We start from the raw sequence: 19263 nt of genomic DNA on the forward strand, positions 1-19263 counted from the left end.
GGAATCGTCCATGACCCAGCCGACCCACGATCTCGTCGTATTTGGCGCCACCAGTTTTGTCGGGCAGATTCTGACCCGCTACCTGTCCGACTACCTGTCGGGGGCCGGCGAGACGCTGCGCTGGGCCATCGCCGGCCGGTCCGAAGCGAAGCTCAGGCAGGTCAGGGATGCGCTGGGCGTGGCGGGGCAGTCCGTGCCGATCATCGTCGCCGACGCGGCCGACGAAGCGCAGCTGCAAGCGCTCTGCGCGCAAACGCGGGTGGTCGTGTCCACCGTCGGACCCTACGCGCTTTACGGGGAGCCGCTGGTCAGGATCTGCGCGCAAACCGGCACCGACTACTGCGACCTCACCGGCGAGACGCAGTGGATCAAGCGGATGATCGAAAAATACGAGCCGGCGGCCCGGCAATCGGGTGCGCGCATCGTTCATTGCTGCGGCTTCGATTCGGTTCCGTCGGACATGGGTGTTTTCTTCCTGCAGCAACAGGCACGGCGGCAGTGGGGCATGCCGGCCGGGCAGGTGAAGATGCGCGTCAAAACGCTGAAGGGCGGCGCATCGGGCGGGACGGTGGCGAGCGTGATCAACGTCGTGCGGGAAGCCGCGGCCGATCCCGCATTGCGTAGGGAACTGCTCGATCCTTATTCGCTGTGCCCGCAAGGTCATGGCTTCACGGCGCGGCAGCACGCGGTCCGATCGGCCGAATTCGATCGCGATTGCGACGCGTGGATTGCACCTTTCGTGATGGCGGCGATCAACGAGCGCGTCGTGCACCGCTCCAATGCGCTTGCGGGCAACGCCTACGGCAGCCAGTTCACCTATGACGAAGCCGTCATGACGGGCACGGGCTTCAAAGGCCGCCTGACCGCGCTGACGATGGTGGCGGGCCTCGGTGCGTTCATGGTGGGTGTCGTTGTCAAGCCGGTGCGCAGCCTGATGGAGCGCTTCCTGCTGCCGAAGCCCGGTGAGGGGCCGAGCGCCGAGGCCCAACTGGCCGGACGCTACGATTTGCGTTTCTACGGCCGCGCCGACGACGGGCGGACGCTGCGTGTGAAAGTGACCGGAGATCGCGATCCGGGCTACGGCTCCACCGGCAAGATGCTGGGCCAGGCCGCGATCAGTCTCGCGCTGGATTGCGCCAGCGATGGCGTCAAGACCGGCTGCGGCGGCGGCTTCTGGACGCCCGCGACGATGTTCGACGAGCGTTTCGTCGAGCGTCTGGTTCGTCATGCAGGGTTGCGTTTCGAGGTGATTTGAGCGCGAGTCCCGCCCGCTATTCGACAGGAAGCCAATCAATATCGGATTGCGAAGCAACGTGAGGAGACAGCTGATTGTCACGGCCTGTTGCGTTTGCCTGCCCCCGTGCGAACGGCGGTTTCGTCGAAAATCGTCGCGGCGAATTCAACGGCAGCCGGCATCCGGGCGTCATGCATCATCACGAATTCCATTTCCGGCAGTTCCGGCAAACCTTCGGACCCACCCAATTCGCGGAGCGTGTCGTCGATCGCGCTCCGCGGCACCGGGGCGATCGCGATGCCGGCCCGCGCGAACGTCCGGATGCCGGTGACGCTCGGGCTTTCGCATGCGATCCGATAAGGCATGCCGGCCAACGAGAGCGCCTTGATGGCGGCCCCTCGATACGGACACGGATCGGGGAAGCACGCCAGCGGGACATCGCCTTCGGGAAGCGGCTCGTGGCGCGCAAATGCCCAGACGAGCGGCTCGTGCCACAACGTCGCGCCCTGGTCCGAGGGTGAGCACCGGCTGCCGATCACGAGATCGAATTCGCCGTTTGCGTGCCGTCGAAACAAACTGTCGCCGATATCGACCGTCAGATCCAGCCGCAAGCCGCGCCGCGCAGCACTATAGCGGCGCATCACGTCGGGAAGCCAGCCTCCCGCAAAATCCTCCGACGCGCCGATACGCAGCTTGATGTCGACTGCGTCGGCGGTTCCCAGCCTGGCCCTCGCTTCCTCGCTCAGATTGAGCATCGCTCGTGCGTATCCGAGCAGCGTCTGGCCATGCTCGGTGAGCGTGACGCTGCGCGTATTGCGTACGAGCAGCGTCCGGCCGACCTGTTCTTCGAGGCGAACGATCTGGGCGCTGACCGCAGATTGGCTGAGATTCAGCCTGCGACCGGCGCCGGTAAAGCTCCGTACGTCGGCGACCGCAACAAACGTATGAAGCAGCGCCGTATCGAGGGGAGTGTCCATTGATCACCAATCCGGGTTAATTCAATCAATTAATATCGTTTCAAAATTATAAGCCGACCCGATAGGCTGCGAATCGCAGTGGGCGACCGCGCATCCCGCGTGGCGCCGTCACTCTTGGCAAGGACCAACTCCATGACGCGCGTGCTCTATATCGAAGGCTCACCCAACAAGGAATATTCGGCGTCTATCGAAGTGTGCAATGCATTTCTCGATGCGTATCGGCACGCCCATCCCGATCATGAAATACAGAAGCTCGACATCTGGGATCTGGCGATGCCTGAATTCGACGAAGCCGCGTTGGCCGCAAAATATGCCGAGCTGAGCGGAACGGCGTTGACGCCGGCGCAGGCGGTGGCATGGCAGCGGATCGAACAGTTCGCGGCGCCATTCCACGCAGCGGACAAGTTCCTGTTCGGCGTGCCGCTGTGGAACTTCAGCATTCCGTACAAGCTCAAGCACTTGATCGACACGATCTCGCAGAAGGACGTGCTGTTCACGTTCGACGGTTCGGGTTTTGCCGGCAAGCTGGCCGGCAAAAAGGCGGCGGTCGTCTACGCGCGCGGGCTCAGCTACCAGTCGCCGGGTTCGTTTACGCCGGCCGGCGAGTTCGACCTGCAGCGCCCGTACATGGAAACCTGGCTGAAGTTCGTGGGCGTGAAAGACGTCACCGGTATCGTTGTCGAGCGCACCTTGTTCGGTCCCGACGGCCAGGTCGATCGTAGTCGTGCGATCGACGAAGCCCGCACGATCGCGCGCGTGTTCTGACGCTACCGCGCTTCGCTTCCGGCACGCCAGCGGATCGCGCCCGACGGTTGCTTCGAAGCGCGGCCCGGATAGTCGAGTCAGCGCTCGCCACGCGCGATGGCGAGCACGACCCCGAATCCCACGAGCAAGCCTCCGAAGGTGCGGTCGATCCAATGCCGCACGGACAGCAAGCGATCACGGACTGCAGTGGCGGAGAAACAGACGGCCACCAGGCTGAACCAGCTGGCATGTGCGAGCGCGATGAAGGCGCCGTAGCCGATCTGCACGATCAACGGTGTGTCGGGCCGGACTGCCTGCATGAACAGGCTGACGATAAAAACGGTGGTTTTGGGATTCAGCGCATTGGTCAAAAAGCCGGTGCGCAGCGCCGCCAGATCGGACAGCGGCGCCACATGCGCGTCGGGTTGCCCGTCGTGAGCCTTTGCCATGAGCATCTTCGCGCCCAGGTAAATCAGGTAGATCGCGCCGACCAGCTTGACGGCATTGAAGAGCCACAGAGATTGGCGGATCAGCAGGCCCACGCCCAGCAGCGTGTAGCTCACGTGGACCGTCACGCCCAGTCCGATACCCAGTGCGGTGAGCAAGCCTGAGCGGCGCGACAGCATCAGGCTGTTGCGCGTGACCATCGCAAAGTCGGGGCCCGGGCTGATGACGGCCAGCAACGTGATTGTGACTACAACTATCAGTTCGGTCATCGCATTGTCCTTTCGATTGAGGTCGTCATGGCACAATATTAAGGACCGTATTCCATCGGGAAAAGCGATGATTTCTGACCAGAATGGTGAGATCGACTCACAATCGATCCGCGCAAACCTGCCGTCGCTGATGGCCTTGCGTTGTTTCGAGGCGGCGGCGCGTCACGAGAATTTCAGCCGTGCCGCCGACGAACTGTGCGTGACCCACGGCGCGGTCAGCCGTGCGGTGCGCCTGCTCGAAGACGACTTCGGCGTGGCGCTGTTCCAGCGGCGCAGTCGTCGTGTGTTCCTGACCGATGCGGGCCGCAAGCTGGCCCAGGCAGTCCATGACGGCCTGGGCCTGATGCGTCACGCCGCGCACGAATTGCGCACCGAGGCCGCCCGTGCGCGGCGTTGGGTCCTGTCTTGCGAACCGACGCTGCTGATGCGTTGGCTGATCCCGCGCTGGCCGGACTTCCAGGCCCGACACGCGGGCGTCGACATCCACCTGGCTGCCGCGGGCGGTCCGTTCTCGTTCGACAGCGGCATCGACATGGCCATCCGCCGTGACGACTTTGCCTGGCCTGACGGCTATCACGCCGAGCGCCTGTTCACCGAAAGGGTGGGCCCGGTTTGCCGTCCCGACAAAGTCGATGCGTGGTTTTCCGCTCGTCGCGGCGGTTGCTCGTTGAAGCCAGACGTTCCGCAATTGCATGCGCGGACCAGGCCGGACGCGTGGAAGGAATGGGCAGTGGCGGCGAATCAGCCGACCGGGAGCGGGCGGCAGCAGATGTTCGACCATTTCTACTTCAGTCTGCAGGCGGCCGTTGCGGGGCTCGGTGTCGCCATCGGCCCGTGGCACCTCGTTCGCGACGATCTTGAAAGCGGCGTGCTGGTCGCGCCGATGGGATTCGTGGAAGACGGTTCGCACTACTGCTTGCTGACGCCGGCGCCAGTTGCAGCCGGAACCGCGCAGTCGGATCTGCTGGCGTGGTTGCAGGCAGTGGTTTGATTGGGGGTTCCGCTTCCACGATTCCCTGCTCGTTGGCGCCAGTCTCAGAGGGCTGTCGTTCCGGAAGCAGACCCTCGAAGCATTGAATTTCTCCGACGCAGACCTGTCCGATTACGATTTTCTCGATGCTGTCTTCGATGGCGGCAGCCTCGGCAACGCTCGTCTGCTGAACACCCGATTCGACGGCGCCGACCTGCGCTCTGTCGACCTGAGCGGCCTGCGGCTATCCGATGTCCTGCTCCATCTCAAGGGAGCGATACTCGCCGTCGATCAAGCGGTCATGCTGATCGGCAATTGCGGCGTTCGCGTGATGTGAAACTCGTCAGGCGCGCAGTCAAGCCCGCTTGCGCGCCTGACATTTCATTACCGAAACGCGTGGAATCATCGACGCGCTTGTCGAGGGGCTTGAATGGGTCGCGTCCTTCCCGCTTCGGACCTTCGAAACGAGGCCGCTTCAATGACAGCAGCTAGACTACAGTGGGCATTTCCCCGGCACCTTTGAACCCGCTTCCTTCACACGAAGGCCAACGACGAGGTCGAGCCATGCAGCTTCAAACCGGTAACTTGTTCAGCGTCGAAGGGCAACGCGGCGGCGACGAGCGGATCGACCTGCTCGTAACGGGACAGCGCTTGAACGTCGAGCGGATCGTGTCGATGGGGCACGCGAGCCCCGACGGGTTCTGGTATGACGATTCGCGCGCCGAATGGGTCGTACTGCTGTCGGGGGCGGCCGTGCTCGAGTTCGAAGAAGGCTCGACGCGGCACGACATGCGCCCGGGCGATTACGTGCTGATCGAGCCGCATTGCCGCCATCGCGTCGCGTGGACGCATGAAGACGAGCAAACTGTCTGGCTTGCGATTTATTACGAACGCTGAAACATGTATTGGCCGGGGGCGCGTGCCGCCACGCGCCGGATGCGACAAATCGCCGTCAACCCGGAGCGGTCTTTGAATACCGCGGGTATCGATGCCAATATCGCCGGACAGCGCGCTGAACCGCGCGCCGGTGCGCGTCGAGAATCTCTTATTCCTGAATCAGGAATCGATTGCGATTCTTCGCATCCTTGATCCATGCGGGCGCGCGACCGCGGCCCGACCAGGTTGCCCCGGTCTTGGGATCGCGATACTTCGCCTGCACGGGGGCCGCCGCTTGCTTGGCCGACCGACCTCGACGCACACCGAAAATATCCTTCTCGGTAATGCCGAATTCCGCGACCTTGGCGCGGATGTCGTCGACGATCGCCTGGAATTCCGCGGTGCGCGCTGCTTCGGCTTTCTCTGCCAAAGCTTCCATTTGGGCTTTCAGTTCCTTGTAAGTCGCCATATATCGCTCTTCAGGTTGTGTACACACATGATAGCGGTTTCAATCGGAAATGATGAGAAAATTCTCGCCGACTACGCGTTCCGCCATCGATTTGGCGGCGCAGGACTGCTTCGAACACCTGAAAAGTGCGTCGCTTTGATGAATACGCACATGATTGCCCGGGAGCGTTAAACGGTCTGGCCGCGTCTCTTTGGTCGTTCGAGGCAGCGCCTATCCTTCGGGACAAGCTCTGGCGACTCAATTATTCTTTATCTTTTTTCTGAAGTATCGGGGAATCCACTCATGAACAGAGACGATAAGCTGAGACAGGTCGCGGCCGAATTCGGATTCGATCCGGACGAGGAAATCAGGATCGGCGGAAAGTACAGGCCCATTCTGGTCGACGGGGGCACGGCCTACATTGCCGGCCAGATTCCGCGAGTGGGAGAAGTGGTGCGCTTCGTCGGCGTGGTGGGTGAAACCGTTACGCTGGATGACGGTCGCCGTGCGGCCGGCATATCGGCGCTGCGTGCGCTGTCGCTGATCGGAAAGCATTGCGGCACGCTCGATGCGATATCGGCTGTTCCGCGCATGACCGTGTACGTGAGGAGTGCGCCAGGCTTCACGATGCAAAGCGAAGTTGCCGACGGCGCGTCCGATGTCTTGTATGCGGTGCTCGGCGACGCGGGCGTCCATACGCGCTCGTCCGTCGGCGTGCTGCAATTACCCAAGGGCGCGTCGGTGGAAGCGGATTTTATTTTTTCGCTGCAGCGCGAGCGTGACCATGCAGGGCACTGATCTATCCGCAGCCCGGCATGGCCGGGCCACGACGAGCAACCGCGCTACTGCACGGGCGTAAGGACCGGCGCACCCTTGTTCTTGATCAGGAACACGACGAACTTTGCCGGCTTCGTGCTGCTGGCATTTCGTCCGACCGTGTGCACGTCCTGCGGGCCTTCGTGGAACGTGTCGCCCGCGTGGAGCGTGACCTCCTTGCCACCGTTCAGGCCCATCACGATGCTGCCGTCGAGCACATAGACAAATGCATGCGCATCGTGGCGATGAACGGGATCGACGCTGCCGGGCGGATAGTCCACCACGATCATCTGGACTTCCTTGCCCGGATATTCCGGCAACGGCTCCGTGGTCAGCTGCGTAACCTTGGCTTGCGGTGCGGCGGCCGCCGGTTGAGCGACCATCAGCAGCGCCGATACCAACGGTGCGAGAACACGCATGATGCGCTTCATGTCGTCACTCCAGGTTGGCCTTGTCGAGCCCGAACATCTTGTCGAACGAGCCGGGCGCGATGCGGAATGCGACATTCAGCCGGTTCCAGCTATTGATCGCGCCCACCAGGAAGGTGAGATCCGACAGCTCCTGCTCGGAATAGTGCGCACGCACGCGCTCGTAGAGGTCGTCCGGCACGCCGTTGGCTGGCAGGTGAGTCAGTGCGTCGGTCCATTCCAGCGCGGCACGCTCGCGCGGTGAAAACAGCGGCGACTCGCGCCAGATCGCGACGTGATGAACGCGCAGTTCGCGCTCGCCGTGGATTTTTGCCATCTTGATGTGCATGTCGACGCAGAATGCGCAGCCATTGAGCTGTGATGCCCGAATCTCGACGAGCTCGCGGACCGGCGCCTCGATCGTCGTTTTCTGAAACAACCCGTCCAGCTCGACGAGCTTCTTGGTCAGTTCCGGCGATTGCTGAAAGTAGTTGATACGTTGCGTCATGATCTGTTCTCCTGATCTGTTGGCTGTGGAAGCGGTACTACCGACTCTGCGTATAACGATTCACCGCAGGACCTGTCTGGCAACCATCGTAATCGTGTGCGTCGGGGGCCAGTAGTGCCGGGAACGTGCGCACTCTGTTGTCGCTTCGGCACCAATCGCCCGTCGGATTCAGCAGTCGCCCACACATCGTTGGCGTGCAGTCAGGCCGACACGGCGATGACACTGAAGATTCCCTGTCGCGCCATCTTCGTATAGGGGCACAGGCGTTCCGTGTCGCGGACAAGCACTTCCGCGACATGCCGGTCCACACCCGGCATGCGGATGGTGACGTTGGCGATCAGCGCATATCCGCCATCTACCGGATCGCGACCGAACGATACTTCGACGGACACGGTTGTCTCTCCGATGTCGATCTGCTTGCGTTGCGCCAGCAGGCTCAGCGCGCCGTGAAAGCACGCGGCGTAGCCGGCGGCAAAAAGCTGCTCGGGGTTGGTGCCGCCGCCCGGGCCGCCAAGTTCGGTGGGCAACCGCAGATCGAGGATGAGACAGCCGTCGTCGGATTGCGCGACGCCCGATGCACGGCCGTGCCGGGATTTGCCTCCAGAAACCGTGACCGTGGTCGTGTAGAGCGCGGCGAATTCGCGCCCGCGGTATTTGTCGAGCAGTGTCAGCGGCGGAGGTTTCAACCTCTCGTTCTCCATATGCCTCCCGGTTGCTTGTATCGGCCAACGCGAGCAGTTCTCGAACCTTGCGTATCGAGACGGTGCGTTGTTTTTCGAAGCGAATCAGCGCGCTGGCGCAGGTCTCGCCTGCAAGTCGATCCCCATGACCTCCATCCGAACGATGGACCAAACGTTCTTGCATGCTAGGCAAAGACGAGTCGTCGCACCAGATCGCATCGGGATGCATGGTGTTGCCCACTCCGCACCAATCCGGTGAGGCCGCGGAGGCGATCGATGGCTTCAATCTCGCGACGAATGCAGTGACGGGGCGGATTGGTGCAAATGAGGAACGGGAAAGTGTTCCGATGCAGGTCTACCTGCGCATGAGGCCGGCTCCTAGTATTACGGCACGGCAATGCGGCTTATCAGGGCGCCGACGAGCCATCGGTTTCGATAGCGCCCGATGCACGCGCGCTGAATCGTGACTGACTTGCGCGGGCAATAGGACCATCAGCGACACGGAATGCGACGCGCATACGAAATCGGAGGCTTGCGATGGAAACGTTGAATATCGATTGGCTGATGACTTCGCTGGCGCCGATCCGAACGGAACCCGACATCGAAGCAGGCGCTCATCTCGTCAGTGAGCGCGAAGGGTATGCGCATCACGGAATCTACGCGGGAAACGGGCGGGTTATTCACTATGGCGGCTTTCATTGTTGCACCAGGCGGTGCCCGGTGGAATGCATCTCGTTGCGTCGCTTCGCGGCGAACAAAGGCATCCGCGTTCAACCGGAACCGGATGCCGTTTATACCGGAACGGCCGTCGTCGAGCGGGCCCGGTCGCGCCTGGGTGAAGACCGATACAGGCTGCTGACGAACAACTGCGAACACTTCTGTACATGGTGCGTACAGGGTGTCGGGCGCAGTGAGCAGGTACGCCGTGGTTTGAGGAATCCGTGGACGGGCATCAGGACATTGTTCGCGTTTGCCAACGAGATGCTTGCTTCTCGCCCACGCATGATGTTGCCTCGTCGCGATGAAAAGCGCTCGAGTCGCGCTGCGCTTCTGCCGATGCCGGACCGAACCGGAACGGCGAATTTTCTGCAAACGGTTTTCTTTGCCTACTACGTGACGAGACGAGCAATGAACATATTTTCAATCGCCGGACGACACGCGTCACGCGTGTTCAAGGTGGGTGTACCGGTGATCGTCGCGACCGGGTTGTCGGCGTGCGTGAACTATGCCGGCATTCATGGCGATGCAGCGATGGCTGATCCTCGGCAGTACGCGACGCAACAGAGTCTTCCGTTCGAGCGAGGTCATTGGCCCACCGCCGATTGGGCCGATCAGTTCGGCGACGGCCAACTGAAAGCACTGGTTGACGAGGCGCTGAGAAGCAGTCCGACACTCGATCAGGCGCGTGCGCGCGTGGCGCACGCGCAGGCCTATAGTGAATCAGCGCGTGCGGGAACGATGCCGCGCGTCGACGCCAGCTACGCGCTCACACGCCAGCAATTTTCAGGAACGGCGCTGGTTCCGCCGCCGTATGGCGGGTCATGGCAGACGGAGAACCGGGGGATCCTGAGCGCTTCGTATGAACTCGACCTCTGGGGCAAGAAGCGCGAAGCGTTGAAGGCGTCGGTCTCCCGGCTTCAGGCGAGTCGCGCCGACGAGGAAACGGTCAGGCTGACGCTCACGACGTCGATTGCTCGCATCTATAACCAGCTCGCGCGCCTGTACGTGTTGCATGACATCGCGGAACAGGAGATCGCCCGGCGCGCGCAGATCGATCGCATCACCGCAGCCCGTATCGCGACAGGGCTCGATACGCAGGTCGAGCGTGAGACCGCACGTTCGAATCTCGCGTCGAGCCGCGCTGCGATGACATCGCTCGACGGCCAGATTCTCGCGACGCGCTATCAGATCGCCGCGCTGCTTGGCGCCGGCCCCGATCGCGGCTTGCAGATCGTGCGCCCGGCACTCGGCATGGGCGACGACGTTCGCCTGCCCGACAATTTGCCCGCCGATCTCGTGAGCCGGCGCCCCGACATCGTCGCCGCCCGCTGGAGCGTCGAGGCATTCGCGCACGATGTGAAGGAAGCGAAGGCCGAGTTCTATCCCGACATTAACCTGAGCGCCGCCATCGGGCTCGATGCGTTCGGCTTCGGTCGCTTCCTGACGGCGGCGAGTCGCACGGCATCGGTCGGCCCGGCAATCCACCTGCCCATCTTCGACGCGGGTGCACTCCGCGCGCAACTGAAGGGACGCTACGCCGACTTCGATTACGCCGTCGCGACCTATAACCAGGCGATTGTGACCGCGTTGAGCGAAGTCGCGACGCACATCGCCGACGTGCGTTCGACGGATGCGCAGCTTGTGGATGCGCAGACTGCGCAGCAAGCCGCGCTGAAAGCCGCCGAACTCGCGCTCGCGCAGTACAAGGCCGGCCTTACGAATCAATTGACGGTATTGAACGCCGACGTCAATGCGCTCTCCGCCAATCAGAGCGTCGCGAATCTGCGCATGAACCGCCGCGATCGGCAGATTGCGCTGGCGTCCGCGCTGGGCGGCGGTTTCGTCGACACGTCGATCGCCGACTCCGGGGCCGCGGCACGTGCCGAGATGCCCGCGTCCAGCGGGCCTGCCGTCGCCGCGCGTTGAGCGGCTATCCATCGAATTTGCCTGGAGATTGAAATGAGCGAAATCAACCCGCCGGTTCAGAAACCGGTCGACGCCGCGCGCGTGAATCATGATTCGTCGCCCTCGGGCGGAGACGATGTCGGAACCGAACCCGCTACGCGACGGCGCAGGATGCTGTTGGCGCTGCTCGGCGTGGCGGTCGTCGCGTCGTCGGTCGCGTATGGCGTGTACTACCTGACGGTTGCGCGCTACCACGAATCCACTGACGACGCGTACGTCAGCGGCAACCTCGTGCAGCTGACGCCGCAGGTGGCGGGCACCGTCGTCGCCGTGAATGCCGACGATACGCAGATCGTGAAAGCGGGCGATCCGGTCGTCAGGCTCGACAACGCCGATGCGAAAGTCGCGCTCGGCAATGCCGAAGCGACGCTGGGTCAGACCGTGCGGCAGGTGAGCAGTCTTTACGTGAACAACGATCTCTATGCCGCGAACGTCGCCCAGAAGCAGGCCGATCTGGCCCGTGCCCAGGATGATCTGCGCCGCCGCCAGGCCGTTGCCGACACGGGCGCCGTGTCGGCCGAAGACATCGCACACGCGCGCGACACCGTGACGGCCGCGCGGGCCACGCTCGACGCCGCGCGTCAGCAGGCGGAAGCCAACCGAGCATTGACCGCCCGCACGACGATCGACCAGCATCCGAACGTGCAAGCCGCCGCGTCGAAAGTGCGCGACGCGTATCTCGCCTACGCGCGCAACGTACTGCCCGCGCCCGTCACGGGCTATGTCGCGAAGCGTTCGGTTCAGGTCGGCCAGCGTGTGTCGCCAGGCACGCCGTTGATGGCGATCGTGCCGCTCGACGGCGTGTGGATCGATGCGAACTACAAGGAAAGCCAGTTGCGCAACATGCGCATCGGTCAACCGGTCACGCTGACGGCCGATGTGTATGGCAGCAAGGTCAAGTACCACGGCCGCGTCGTCGGCTTCTCGGCGGGCACCGGCAGTGCGTTCGCGAGCCTGCCGGCGCAGAACGCGACGGGCAACTGGATCAAGATCGTCCAGCGTTTGCCCGCGCGCATCCAGCTCGATCAGAAGGAACTCGAAGCGCATCCGCTGCGCATCGGCCTGTCGATGGACGTCGATGTGGATACGCGCGACAACACGGGCCCGCAACTCGGCGCCGCGATGAATACGTCGTATCGCACGGATGTGTTTGCCGAATATGGCGCGCAGGCCGATGCCGAGATCGAGAAGATCATCGCGCAAAACATCGTGGTCGAGCACGCGGGGCAGGCCGGGCAAGCGGGGCGCGTCGTATCGTCAACGACTTCCGCAAAGCGCGACGCAACACCGCGCGCAAGCTAAATCGCCGCCCGGCGTGCGCGTCACCGTCGCGTTCCGGGCGATTCAATCATCTGACCGGCCGGATCGATACGCCGGGCCTGTCGAACCTTCAGACTGGAAGCGAGATGAATTCCTCAACGCAACTTGCACCGCCGCCGCTGACGGGCGGAAAGCTCGTCCTTGCGACCATCGCCGTCGCGCTCGCGACGTTCATGAACGTGCTCGATTCATCCATCGCCAACGTTGCGATTCCCACCATCTCGGGAAACCTCGGCGTATCCGTCGACGAAGGCACGTGGGTGATCACGCTGTTCTCGGCGGCCAATGCCGTTGCGATTCCGCTGACGGGCTGGCTCACGCAGCGCGTCGGGCAGATCAGGTTGTTCGTGGCCGCCATCGTGCTGTTCGTGTTCTCGTCGTGGTTGTGCGGCGTCGCGCCGAACCTGCTCGTGTTGCTCGCCTCGCGCGTGTTGCAGGGCGTCGTCGCAGGGCCGCTGATTCCGCTTTCGCAAGCGATCCTGCTGGGCTCGTATTCGAAGGAGAAAAGCTCGACTGCGTTGGCGCTATGGTCGATGACCGCGACAGTCGGCCCGATCGCCGGCCCCGCGCTGGGCGGCTGGATCACCGACAGCTACAGCTGGTCGTGGATTTTTTACATCAACATTCCCGTCGGCCTGTTTGCGGCCGGCGTGACGTGGATGATCTATCGCGACCGCGAGACGCCGGTGCGCAAACTTCCCATCGACAAGGTCGGCCTGATGTCGCTCGTCGTGTGGGTCGCGTCGCTGCAGATCATGCTCGACAAGGGCAAGGATCTCGACTGGTTCAGTTCGCCCGTGATCTGCGCGCTGGCCGTCATTGCCGCCATCGGCTTCCTGTTCTTCCTGATCTGGGAATTCACGGAGAAGAACCCGATCGTCGATATTCGCCTTTTCGCGGTGCGCAATTTCCGCGGCGGCACGATTGCGATTTCCGTCGCGTATGCGGTGTTCTTCTCGAACCTCGTGATCCTGCCGCAATGGATCCAGGGTTATCTGGGCTATCGTTCGGTGGATGCCGGACTCGTGACGGCGCCGCTCGGGATCTTCGCCGTGCTGCTTGCGCCGTTGATGGCGAAGATCATGCCGAAGTCCGATGCACGGGTGCTCGCGACGCTGGCCTTCCTCGGTTTTGCGGGCGTATTCTTCATGCGCTCGCATTACACGACGAGTGTCGACCCCTATACGCTGGTGCTGCCGACTCTGTTGCAAGGTATTCCCATGGCGCTCTTTTTTACGCCGCTGACCGCGATCATCCTGTCGGGATTGACGCCGGACAGGATTCCGGCGGCCGCCGGCCTGTCCAATTTCGTGCGTGTGTTCGCGGGCGGCGTCGGCACGTCGTTGATCGCGACGGGGTGGAACGACCGGACGATCCTGCACCATGCCCGACTCGCCGAGCAGTCGAGCGTGAACAACCCCGACTATATGAGCGCCATCGCGCAGCTCCACGCAGCGCTTGGCGGCGGCACGGACCAGGCGGCGGCATTCTTCGAACGCGCGCTGAATGCACAGGCCGCGATGCTCGCACTGAACGATCTCTTCTGGCTGTCGTCGATCATCTTCATCGTGATCATCCCGCTCGTCTGGCTGACCAAGCCCCGCAAGGGCGGTGGCGGGGTAGGAGCAGGGGCGCACTGAGCGAGGTCACGTCGAATCGCACGGTGATGATCGCTCGGATGCCGCCGAACCGGAATGCGCCGAAGCCGTGAGGGTTGGTCTCAACGTGGTGTCCATCATTTTCGAAAGGATGGGCACCACTTGGCCAGGGCCGATGGAGAATCCGGGCAGTCGTAAAGGATGCCAAAACCCTGGTCCCGAATTCCGGCGTCGTTTGGCGATGGCTGCGGGCAAGCCCGGCGTTTCGGTCGCCAGATTGGCTCACGAGCGCTGGACAGCTGACTGTCGAATGCGATGCGGTTAGCGTTGTTCAACGACAGCTTCAGCTTCCACTGCAAACCCGCGTTGCAATGAGCCCGCCCGATTGCCGATCGGGCATGTACGCCCCGGTCGCCCAGAACCTGAACAAACAAATCCGAGGCTCCGTCGATCACCTCGGTGTGTTCAGTGAAAACCGGTACGGCATTGACCACTCCAAACGCCTTATCCACCCGATCAGGCTGTTCGAAGCCCCTGAACGCCTCCTTCATCACTGCAACGAGGTGGATAGCCACCTCTCATGTACAGTGCTGCGCCTCGGTAGCGCTGATCTCGGCGCTTACTTCGGCAACAGGCTCTCCCGGCGCACGAAGGGACTAGCCTTTACCCGACAGATCAATCGTCTTTCCATGCTTCACGTAAGAGGCACAGTTGCCGCGCGGCGAAACGATCGCGAGAAGCGTGATGCCCAGTTCGCCAAGGCGTTGTTCGACATTACACATGAGCGGGGCACGTCAGGAATTTCCGCTGGATCGCACGCGATCATTCCACGGCACCTGTCACGCAGGGGGATGTGCGATGTCGTTCGGGGTTTCACCATTCGATTGCGGATGACGTCGTCATCAGCCGTCATGTAGTTGGTGAACACAGGGATTCGGTCGGGAAGGTGCTTGAAACCGGAATAGCAAAGGTCGCGGCGCCGCTTTCGGACGCTCTCTGTCTCTGCTCGAGGCAATCGAGGCGCTGCCCGTGGCCGGGCGGATCGCCGGCCTGACAGGCCGGCAACGGCGCAATAGCCGGCTACTCAGGCGCCTGGCGCCTGGTGCGCCCCTGCAATCAATACGTGAAAACTTTCCGCTCTGTTCCGCCGATTGCCGCGTCGTTCATCGCGATCATCGGCTCGACGTCGAAGCCCGCAACGCGCCATGCATCGATCCCGCCGGTGAGCGGCAACGCCAGCTTGACGCCGGACAGTCGCAACCGCCTGGCCACCGACACCGCAGACACTTCGTGCGGGCACGAACAATAGATGACGAGCGTCCGGTTCGTTCCATAGCGTTCCATGATCTGCCGGGGCTTTCGCTCATCGGCAATCACCGCGCCTGGAATGACAAACGGATCAAGCATTCTTCGCTCGGTGGAGCGGATATCGATCACAACCGGCCGCGGATTGTTCGCGAGCAATGCATGCAATTCGCCCGCGCTGATCCGCGCCTTCTCGAGCGCGTTTGCCAACATGAGTCGGCGGCAGTAGCAATACAGGACATACAGCACCGGTGCGATGCCGACCACGATGAGCGCACGCCAGCCAAGATGGGCGACCAGTGCGAAAATCATGTCGATCTGCGAAGCGAACAGTGTGCCGATCGCCAGCCCGATCGACGCCCACAGCGCAATGCCGGCGCAATCGTGCAAGACAAAGGAGCGCAACCTGACGGCCATCGCACCGCAGAGCGGAACGGCAACGAGCGACAGGCCCGGTACGAACCTCGCCACCACGAGCACGCGGACGCCCCAGCGTCCGAAAAAGCGCTCTGTTGTCCTGACGCAAGCTTCGCGCGACTGCGACAGTTTGCAGACGGTATGAAGCGTGCGTTTGCCGTACCGTTTGCCGCCCTGAAACCAGACCAGGTCGCCGAGCAAGCCGCCAATCACGGCGGCGCCCAGTATCGTCGAGAAATGCAGCAACGTCGACGATGCAACGTGCGTGACGAGCGCAATGCCGGCCCCTACCGTGATCAACGTCGGTATGGCAGGCAGAGGCAGGCCCAGCGAAGACCCGAGCACATTCAGGAATACGACCAACGTGCCGTACCGCGCGATCATTTCATGCGACATCATGATGCTCTCCTTGAGGCTTGCGCATACCCGATCTCGACGATCGTTCATCGCTCCGCCGGAACCGGCCTGCCCGACGCCGGCTCCGCACCTGCCGTCACGGCGACGGTTCGGCGCTGCATGGCGTCATCGCTTGACCAGCCGAAATGAAACGACCCCGGGGAAGGCTCGATCCCCGCTACCTGGCGACAGACGGTTCTTCTTCCGGCGAGTGCGTTGATGCCGGCAACGCGTCCTTGCCCGAGCCGCCGATTTCGTTGACGTCCTGCCGATAGCGGTGCACGTCCCGCGTGACGAAGCCGGTTTCCCGGCTCGGAATCTCGAACCACTCCGGGTGTCCGAACGAACGCCGGATATCATCGAGGCCGCTCGCCCAATGCTCGCGCATCGTATCCTTGCTGAATTCATAGTCCTTGTAGTGCCCTTCGAACGTCTTGTTCTTGTAGATCAGGTGCACGACGTTCACCGCGCTGCCATCCGCGGTTTTCTGCGCCTCCCGCAACAACGGGTGCGCGAGCCGCAGGTGTTCGGGAATATGCTCGAGCAGCGCCTTGATCATCTGCGCGTGCTTCTGGTTCTGCGACATGAACGCGGTGATGGCGCGCGTGCGGCTTGAATACTGAATGTCCTTGGTGCGCTCGCTGACATCGAGGAAATCGCCCGGCAGCTTGCCTCGCGAGCTCCACAGGTCGATCTGGAACACGAGCGTGTCTTTGTGCTGGCTTTCCCGGATGATCTCGGTGAGCGGCGTGTTGGAGACCAGCCCGCCGTCCCAGTAAAACTCGCCATCGATCTCGACCGCCGGAAAGCCCGGCGGCAGCGCGCCGGACGCGATGAAATGTTCCGGCGCCAGACGCATTTTCGAATTGTCGAAATAGACGAGATTGCCCGTTCGCACATTGACCGCCCCGACGGATACGCGAATGTTCCCGTCATTGATGCGATCGAAGTTTGCGTACCGCAAAAGCGTTTCACGCAATGCCGACGTGTCGTAATAGCTGACCTGATCGGGGCGTTTCCTGCCGAGCCCCGCGAAGGGCGCATGCATGCGCGGGGAGAAGAATCCGTCCTGACCTTCCATCAGCGTGCGCGTGGCGGCCCACGCACTCGACCACCTGCGCCCCATGTCCGCAAGACCGGGCCACGCCGACATATACATGCCGACGTGCGAGAGCGGATCGGTCGACTGACCGATGGTGTTCCAGAAGCCGCGCAGCGCTTCCGTTCGATCCGCGGGCGCATTGCCGGCGATGATCGCCGTATTCAGCGCACCGATCGATACGCCGGCGATGCGCGTTGGTTCCACGCCGACTTCGGCCATGCCTTCATATACGCCGGCCTGGTAGGAGCCGAGCGCGCCGCCGCCCTGCAGCACGAGCCCGATTTCGTCATAGGCGGGGAGCTTGATGCGATGGGGCTGCGTCAGCTTGTTACGCTGGCTTGAATTCATCGTGTTCTCCTTACTGCATGAACCAGCCGTGGCTGACGACAATCGATTGTCCGGTGAGCGCGTTCGACTCGAAGCCGGCCAGAAAGGCAACCGTGTTCGCGACATCGGCCAGCGACGTGAATTCGCCGTCGACCGTCTCCCTCAACATCACGTCCTTGACGACCTGCTGTTCGGAGATTCCCAGCACTTTCGCCTGCTCGGGGATTTGCTTGTCGACCAGCGGGGTTCTGACGAAACCCGGACACACGACATTGGCACGCACGCCACGCGGTCCGCCTTCTTTCGCGACCACGCGCGCGAGACCGAGCAACCCGTGTTTCGCGGTCACATAGGCGGACTTGAGCGGCGAGGCCTCGTGCGAATGCACCGAGCCCATGTAGATCACAGTGCCACCCTTGTTCGACGCGTACATATGCCTGATGGCGGCCCGGGTCGTCAGGAACGCACCATCGAGGTGAATGGCCAGCATCTTCTTCCAGTCGGAAAATGCGTAGTCCTCGACCCGGTTGACGATCTGGATGCCTGCGTTCGACACGAGCACGTCGATGCCGCCCAGCCGGTTCACCGTTTCGGTCATGCCCGCATCGACGGCTTCCTCGCTGGTGACGTCCATCGCGATTGCCAACGCCTTCCCGCCGTTGGCGACGATGTCGTCGGCAACCTTTCGGGCGGCCTCGAGATTCAGATCCGCGATCACGACCGTCGCGCCGTCTGCCGCGAGCTTGCGCGCGCACACTTCGCCGATACCGCTTGCTGCGCCCGTCACGAGCGCGACCTTGTCATTCAATGCCATACATCCTCCGGGAGCTTATTGGTTGACCGCGAGTTTCAACGACTCGGCAGGGGCGAGATAGTCATAAGCCACTTCGCCGATATCGAGCGTCAGATTTGCAATGACGTGACGTGCGCCGATCACCTTGCGAACCGGCAGATCGGCAACCGATGCGAGTGCATGCGGATGCAGTTCGAGCGCGGCGGGCCCCTCCCATGCGCCGATCACGTCGACATCGCGCAGGAAGAAGCGCACCAGTTCGCAGATGCGAGCCGAGCCATCGACGTGCGGAATGACCTTGAGCAGATAGTTGGGCGTGTCGGCGAGCTTGCGACGCTCGGCTGCCAGGTCGAGCGCGCGGTATTTGTAGCCCATCGTTCCGGTGGCGATGCGCTGCGTTCCGTAGTCGAGCGTGCCGAGCAGCGTGTCCTTGCCATCGACACAGAGCTTCGGTGAGGCCAGCTTCTTCGGAAATCCCCAGATTTCGCGTCCGGCTGCGATCGGACCTTCATCGTCGAGGTACATCGCGTGCGTGAAATTGGCTCGGTTGCCGTTCTCATCCAGAACGGAGATCACCTGGCCGCTTTCCGTGTAGTCGCCGAATCCTGACGAATCGGGCATGCGAATGAACTCGTAATGGACGACGGCATGGTCGACCGTCAGCGGTTCCGGAACGACGGCCCGGAGGGCGTCCATGTCCGTCTCGTACGAGATGATGAAGTACTCCCGATTGATGAAGCGGAAGGGCGGACGCGGATACGCCGGATTGTGCACGGGCATCGCAAAGGCGTTGTTGCGGATATCTTCTTCTGTCACGGATCGTTCCTCGGTTGGTGAGGTGCTGCGTCACACCCATCGCAACAGCCTGTGCTGCCGCGGCCAATGACGTGCGAAGACGCCACGCGGCGCAGACTTGCCGCGCGCGTTCGCACGTTTCTCTTGCG

Annotated in this window: 20 protein-coding genes; 9 read left to right on the top strand and 11 right to left on the bottom strand. The window is 62.5% G+C overall.

What is annotated here, in order from left to right; all coding sequences use genetic code 11:
- The first annotated feature begins 10 nt into the window (after nucleotides 1-10).
- Nucleotides 11-1255: a saccharopine dehydrogenase family protein gene (locus tag CUJ89_RS33200; RefSeq protein ID WP_114181713.1), complete on the top strand. Its 1245-nt coding sequence runs from the start codon at nucleotides 11-13 to the stop codon at nucleotides 1253-1255.
- Nucleotides 1256-1332: 77 nt separating this feature from the next.
- On the opposite strand, the gene CUJ89_RS33205 is transcribed toward CUJ89_RS33200, so the two are convergent.
- Nucleotides 1333-2211: a LysR substrate-binding domain-containing protein gene (locus CUJ89_RS33205; protein WP_114181714.1), complete on the bottom strand. Its 879-nt coding sequence runs from the start codon at nucleotides 2209-2211 to the stop codon at nucleotides 1333-1335.
- A gap of 132 nt (nucleotides 2212-2343) precedes the next feature.
- Here CUJ89_RS33205 and CUJ89_RS33210 point away from each other — a divergent pair, with 132 nt between their 5' ends.
- The gene (locus CUJ89_RS33210; RefSeq protein WP_114181715.1) at nucleotides 2344-2976 is read left to right on the top strand and encodes an FMN-dependent NADH-azoreductase; all 633 of its coding nucleotides are present in this window, start codon (nucleotides 2344-2346) and stop codon (nucleotides 2974-2976) included.
- A gap of 77 nt (nucleotides 2977-3053) precedes the next feature.
- Here the strand turns inward: CUJ89_RS33210 and CUJ89_RS33215 are convergent, their stop codons facing one another.
- Nucleotides 3054-3671 carry a LysE family translocator gene (locus CUJ89_RS33215; RefSeq protein WP_114181716.1) on the bottom strand — a complete coding sequence of 206 codons (618 nt, stop codon included), beginning with the start codon at nucleotides 3669-3671 and terminating at the stop codon, nucleotides 3054-3056.
- A gap of 67 nt (nucleotides 3672-3738) precedes the next feature.
- Here CUJ89_RS33215 and CUJ89_RS33220 point away from each other — a divergent pair, with 67 nt between their 5' ends.
- The 3 genes from CUJ89_RS33220 (at nucleotide 3739) to CUJ89_RS33230 (ending at nucleotide 5538) form a co-directional block, all read left to right on the top strand.
- Nucleotides 3739-4662, top strand: coding sequence for a LysR family transcriptional regulator (locus CUJ89_RS33220; protein ID WP_114181717.1), 924 nt, complete (start codon nucleotides 3739-3741; stop codon nucleotides 4660-4662).
- 82 nt (nucleotides 4663-4744) lie between these two features.
- The gene (locus CUJ89_RS33225) at nucleotides 4745-4978 is read left to right on the top strand and encodes a pentapeptide repeat-containing protein (RefSeq protein ID WP_321970393.1); all 234 of its coding nucleotides are present in this window, start codon (nucleotides 4745-4747) and stop codon (nucleotides 4976-4978) included.
- 227 nt (nucleotides 4979-5205) lie between these two features.
- Entirely contained in the window at nucleotides 5206-5538 is a 333-nt protein-coding gene (locus tag CUJ89_RS33230; protein WP_114181719.1) for a cupin domain-containing protein, read from the top strand.
- A gap of 148 nt (nucleotides 5539-5686) precedes the next feature.
- On the opposite strand, the gene CUJ89_RS33235 is transcribed toward CUJ89_RS33230, so the two are convergent.
- Nucleotides 5687-5986, bottom strand: a complete 300-nt coding sequence (locus CUJ89_RS33235; RefSeq protein ID WP_114181720.1) for an H-NS family nucleoid-associated regulatory protein — start codon at nucleotides 5984-5986, stop codon at nucleotides 5687-5689.
- A 282-nt stretch (nucleotides 5987-6268) separates the two neighbouring features.
- Between CUJ89_RS33235 and CUJ89_RS33240 the strand changes: the two genes are divergently transcribed.
- Nucleotides 6269-6763: a RidA family protein gene (locus CUJ89_RS33240; RefSeq protein ID WP_114181721.1), complete on the top strand. Its 495-nt coding sequence runs from the start codon at nucleotides 6269-6271 to the stop codon at nucleotides 6761-6763.
- Nucleotides 6764-6807: 44 nt separating this feature from the next.
- Here the strand turns inward: CUJ89_RS33240 and CUJ89_RS33245 are convergent, their stop codons facing one another.
- From CUJ89_RS33245 to CUJ89_RS33255, 3 genes are all read right to left on the bottom strand, one after another.
- Complete coding sequence (locus tag CUJ89_RS33245) at nucleotides 6808-7212, bottom strand: cupin domain-containing protein (RefSeq protein ID WP_114181722.1); 405 nt, start codon at nucleotides 7210-7212, stop codon at nucleotides 6808-6810.
- Nucleotides 7213-7216: 4 nt separating this feature from the next.
- Nucleotides 7217-7696, bottom strand: a complete 480-nt coding sequence (locus CUJ89_RS33250) for a carboxymuconolactone decarboxylase family protein (RefSeq protein ID WP_114181723.1) — start codon at nucleotides 7694-7696, stop codon at nucleotides 7217-7219.
- 200 nt (nucleotides 7697-7896) lie between these two features.
- The gene (locus tag CUJ89_RS33255) at nucleotides 7897-8397 is read right to left on the bottom strand and encodes an Ohr family peroxiredoxin (RefSeq protein ID WP_114181724.1); all 501 of its coding nucleotides are present in this window, start codon (nucleotides 8395-8397) and stop codon (nucleotides 7897-7899) included.
- Between the two features lie 516 nt (nucleotides 8398-8913).
- On the opposite strand from CUJ89_RS33255, the gene CUJ89_RS33260 reads away from it, so the two are divergent.
- The 3 genes from CUJ89_RS33260 (at nucleotide 8914) to CUJ89_RS33270 (ending at nucleotide 14021) form a co-directional block, all read left to right on the top strand.
- On the top strand, nucleotides 8914-11022 hold the full coding sequence (locus CUJ89_RS33260; RefSeq protein WP_114181725.1) for an efflux transporter outer membrane subunit: 2109 nt from the start codon (nucleotides 8914-8916) through the stop codon (nucleotides 11020-11022).
- A gap of 33 nt (nucleotides 11023-11055) precedes the next feature.
- Nucleotides 11056-12363 (top strand): HlyD family efflux transporter periplasmic adaptor subunit, encoded by a 1308-nt coding sequence (locus CUJ89_RS33265; RefSeq protein ID WP_114181726.1) that lies wholly within the window; start codon nucleotides 11056-11058, stop codon nucleotides 12361-12363.
- A 104-nt stretch (nucleotides 12364-12467) separates the two neighbouring features.
- Nucleotides 12468-14021 (top strand): DHA2 family efflux MFS transporter permease subunit, encoded by a 1554-nt coding sequence (locus CUJ89_RS33270; protein WP_114181727.1) that lies wholly within the window; start codon nucleotides 12468-12470, stop codon nucleotides 14019-14021.
- 95 nt (nucleotides 14022-14116) lie between these two features.
- Here the strand turns inward: CUJ89_RS33270 and CUJ89_RS38735 are convergent, their stop codons facing one another.
- From CUJ89_RS38735 to CUJ89_RS33295, 5 genes are all read right to left on the bottom strand, one after another.
- The gene (locus CUJ89_RS38735; protein ID WP_236655124.1) at nucleotides 14117-14554 is read right to left on the bottom strand and encodes a RidA family protein; all 438 of its coding nucleotides are present in this window, start codon (nucleotides 14552-14554) and stop codon (nucleotides 14117-14119) included.
- A gap of 541 nt (nucleotides 14555-15095) precedes the next feature.
- The gene (locus CUJ89_RS33280; RefSeq protein WP_114181728.1) at nucleotides 15096-16100 is read right to left on the bottom strand and encodes a DedA family protein/thiosulfate sulfurtransferase GlpE; all 1005 of its coding nucleotides are present in this window, start codon (nucleotides 16098-16100) and stop codon (nucleotides 15096-15098) included.
- 175 nt (nucleotides 16101-16275) lie between these two features.
- The gene (locus tag CUJ89_RS33285) at nucleotides 16276-17547 is read right to left on the bottom strand and encodes a DUF3734 domain-containing protein (RefSeq protein ID WP_114181729.1); all 1272 of its coding nucleotides are present in this window, start codon (nucleotides 17545-17547) and stop codon (nucleotides 16276-16278) included.
- A 10-nt stretch (nucleotides 17548-17557) separates the two neighbouring features.
- A complete protein-coding gene (locus CUJ89_RS33290) occupies nucleotides 17558-18340 on the bottom strand; it encodes a 3-hydroxybutyrate dehydrogenase (RefSeq protein WP_114181730.1) in 783 nt (260 codons plus the stop codon).
- A gap of 15 nt (nucleotides 18341-18355) precedes the next feature.
- Nucleotides 18356-19135, bottom strand: coding sequence for an acetoacetate decarboxylase (locus tag CUJ89_RS33295; protein WP_114181731.1), 780 nt, complete (start codon nucleotides 19133-19135; stop codon nucleotides 18356-18358).
- Nucleotides 19136-19263: the final 128 nt, after the last annotated feature.

It is taken from the genome of Burkholderia pyrrocinia (genome assembly GCF_003330765.1).
Lineage (GTDB): Bacteria > Pseudomonadota > Gammaproteobacteria > Burkholderiales > Burkholderiaceae > Burkholderia > Burkholderia pyrrocinia_B.

Coding starts and splice junctions, on each gene's coding strand:
- CUJ89_RS33285 (WP_114181729.1), bottom strand. CDS start 17,547: ATGAATTCAAGCCAGCGTAACAAGCTGACGCAGCCCCATCGCATCAAG.
- CUJ89_RS33240 (WP_114181721.1), top strand. CDS start 6,269: ATGAACAGAGACGATAAGCTGAGACAGGTCGCGGCCGAATTCGGATTC.
- CUJ89_RS33270 (WP_114181727.1), top strand. CDS start 12,468: ATGAATTCCTCAACGCAACTTGCACCGCCGCCGCTGACGGGCGGAAAG.
- CUJ89_RS33230 (WP_114181719.1), top strand. CDS start 5,206: ATGCAGCTTCAAACCGGTAACTTGTTCAGCGTCGAAGGGCAACGCGGC.
- CUJ89_RS33265 (WP_114181726.1), top strand. CDS start 11,056: ATGAGCGAAATCAACCCGCCGGTTCAGAAACCGGTCGACGCCGCGCGC.
- CUJ89_RS33215 (WP_114181716.1), bottom strand. CDS start 3,671: ATGACCGAACTGATAGTTGTAGTCACAATCACGTTGCTGGCCGTCATC.
- CUJ89_RS33220 (WP_114181717.1), top strand. CDS start 3,739: ATGATTTCTGACCAGAATGGTGAGATCGACTCACAATCGATCCGCGCA.
- CUJ89_RS33235 (WP_114181720.1), bottom strand. CDS start 5,986: ATGGCGACTTACAAGGAACTGAAAGCCCAAATGGAAGCTTTGGCAGAG.
- CUJ89_RS33245 (WP_114181722.1), bottom strand. CDS start 7,212: ATGAAGCGCATCATGCGTGTTCTCGCACCGTTGGTATCGGCGCTGCTG.
- CUJ89_RS33260 (WP_114181725.1), top strand. CDS start 8,914: ATGGAAACGTTGAATATCGATTGGCTGATGACTTCGCTGGCGCCGATC.
- CUJ89_RS33200 (WP_114181713.1), top strand. CDS start 11: ATGACCCAGCCGACCCACGATCTCGTCGTATTTGGCGCCACCAGTTTT.
- CUJ89_RS33280 (WP_114181728.1), bottom strand. CDS start 16,100: ATGATGTCGCATGAAATGATCGCGCGGTACGGCACGTTGGTCGTATTC.
- CUJ89_RS33210 (WP_114181715.1), top strand. CDS start 2,344: ATGACGCGCGTGCTCTATATCGAAGGCTCACCCAACAAGGAATATTCG.
- CUJ89_RS33250 (WP_114181723.1), bottom strand. CDS start 7,696: ATGACGCAACGTATCAACTACTTTCAGCAATCGCCGGAACTGACCAAG.
- CUJ89_RS33255 (WP_114181724.1), bottom strand. CDS start 8,397: ATGGAGAACGAGAGGTTGAAACCTCCGCCGCTGACACTGCTCGACAAA.
- CUJ89_RS33205 (WP_114181714.1), bottom strand. CDS start 2,211: ATGGACACTCCCCTCGATACGGCGCTGCTTCATACGTTTGTTGCGGTC.
- CUJ89_RS33290 (WP_114181730.1), bottom strand. CDS start 18,340: ATGGCATTGAATGACAAGGTCGCGCTCGTGACGGGCGCAGCAAGCGGT.